This window comes from Moorena sp. SIO3I6, from assembly GCF_010672095.1.
Genome location: NZ_JAAHHU010000647.1, coordinates 1 through 2526 on the forward strand (window position 1 = coordinate 1; position 2526 = coordinate 2526).

Consider the following 2526-nt stretch of genomic DNA (forward strand, 5'->3'; position numbering starts at 1 on the left):
TACCACGAGTTACGCACTCAGTTGCAACAGCAGCAGGCGCGGGAAGTAACTGTGGCGAAAGTCATTAACAAAGTCCGCCGTTCTCTGGATATCAAGACTATTTTCCAGACCACCACTCAAGAAGTGCGACAGCTGCTCAACACTGACCGAACCGTTATCTATCGCTTTAATCCCGATTGGAGTGGTGAATTTTTAGCAGAGTCTGTGGCTGGAGGCTGGATTTCTCTGCTTCAGAGCCAGACTAATAACCCCACCCTCAGGGCTGATATCAGCGAATGCAGCATCCAACAATTGGCTAATCAACCAATTAACCAGGTCGATACTTATCTTCAAGAAACCCAGGGGGGTTCCTATAGTAGGGGGGAAACCTACCGGGTGGTGGAGGATATCTACAATCAGGATTTCACCCCTTGTTATCTGGAAGTGCTAGAAAGTTATCAAGCAAGAGCTTATGTGATTGTAGCTATTTACCAGAATGAAAAACTCTGGGGATTATTGGCTAGCTATCAAAACTCTGATCTCAGGCAATGGCAGGAGTCAGAGGTTAGCTGGATGCTTGATATTGCAGCTGAGTTAGGAGTAGCATTGCAACACGCTGAGCTACTGGAGGCACAACAGTTAAAGTCTGAGGAAATACGTCAAGCAGCAGAACGGGAACGAGTTCTGACTAAGGTGACGGATAAAATTCAACAATCCCAAGACTTGCGCACTATTTTTAATGTTACTACCAACGAAGTTCGTACACTCTTAGGGGTTGACCGTGTTACCATATATCGCTTCAATTCTGATTGGAGTGGCTCCTTTGTGGCTGAGTCTGTGGCTAGTGGCTGGACATCCTTAATCCAGGAACAGACTAATAATCCCCTGATCAACAAAAATATTAGTGAATGTATCGTTAAAACGGTGGCTGGAAATACCCCTGAGCAGTTTAGCCAGGAAGCTCCAACCATCCGAGATAGCTATCTACAAAGCATCCAAGGCAATCTCTCTAGGGAAGAGAAACCCTTCTGGGTGGTTAGTGATATCTACGAAGGGGATTTTTCAAGTTGTTATATCGAGCAGCTAGAGCGATATCAGGCCAGAGCCTATACTATTGTGCCGATTTTCCAAGGGGATACACTGTGGGGTTTACTGGCTGCTTATCAAAATTCTGAAGCTAGGGATTGGCAAACGGAAGAGATTAATTGGATGCTTCAGATTGCCGCTCAGATGAGTGTACCGTTGCAGCGAGCTGAGTATTTGGAACAATTGCGATCGCAATCCCAAAAACTAGCAGAATTAGCATCACAGGAAAAGGAGGCTAGGGAATTATTCCAACAGCGTGCTATTGATTTGCTCACAGCTGTTCGACCTGCTCTAGACGGTGACTTGACCGTTAGAGCTCCGATTACCAATGATGAACTTGGGACTATTGCAGATGCTTACAACAACACCATTCACAGTTTACGGCAAATTGTGATCGAGGTACTCTCAGCTTCTGTGAAAGTCGCTGAAACGGCTACAGAGAGTGAAGCAGCAATTACTAAACTTTCTGAAGAAGCCCAGCATCAGTGTCAGGAGTTGACCCAAGCCATGGATCAAATCCAGAACATGGTTAACTCTACCCAAGCTGTAACCACTAGCGCCCAATCCATCGACCGAGCTGTGCAAGAGGCAAACCAAAAAGTAGCATCGGGGGAGACAGCTATGAACCGCACGGTAGAGGGAATTCTAGGAATTCGGGACAGTGTGGAGGAAGCCAGCCATCAAATTAGACAGTTAAGTCAATACTCCCAAAATGTTGACCGGGTATTGAATTTGATTAGTGATTTTGCTACCCAGACCCAGCTACTCTCCCTTAATGCTGCTATCGAAGCCACCCGAGCTGGGGAGTATGGTAAAGGTTTTGCGGTGGTAGCTGATGAGGTGCGCTCCTTAGCTCGACAGTCGGCCAAGGCAACTACGGAAATTTCTAATTTAGTTGCTGAAATCCGCACTCAGACTAGAGAGGTGATTAAAGTGACCGAAGTCGCGATCGCTCAGGTTAATACTGGCACAGAACTGGTAGAAGAAAGCAAGGGCAATCTAAATGCGATCGCATCAGCTACTGCTGAGATTAGCCAGTTAGTTGCAGGGATTACCCAGGTAACCCTAGCCCAACTCGAACAATCACAATCGGTTACCCAAACCATGAAAGAAGTTGCGGCCATATCCACCAATACCTCTGAAGACTCTGCCCAGCTTTGGGAGTCCTTCAAGGAATCCCTCACCACCATCGAAAAGCTACAGGCAGCTGTTGAGCAGTTTACTGTTAACTAGTTATAGCGCTATGGGTGGGGAGTTTGGAACCTGGGCGCGAGTAGTATGGGGAGTTTGGTAGGTTGGAGTTTGAAAAGTCATATCAGCAACTGTGAGTTAAATTCAAGTTTCTTATCCCTACTCCCTACTCCCTACTCCCTACTCCCTACTCCCTAAAAAAATGTCAACTATTGATCCAGAAACCTATCAATACTTTCTTGGGGAAGCCCAGGACTTGCTGCAAGTTAT

At 46.3% G+C, this 2526-nt stretch carries 1 protein-coding gene; it reads left to right on the plus strand.

Translation table 11 applies throughout. The annotated features are described in order from the left end of the window. Positions 1 to 2298, plus strand: a 2298-nt coding sequence (locus tag F6K49_RS40820) for a methyl-accepting chemotaxis protein (RefSeq protein WP_293106661.1), incomplete at its 5' end; no start/stop codon positions are given. Positions 2299 to 2526: the final 228 nt, after the last annotated feature.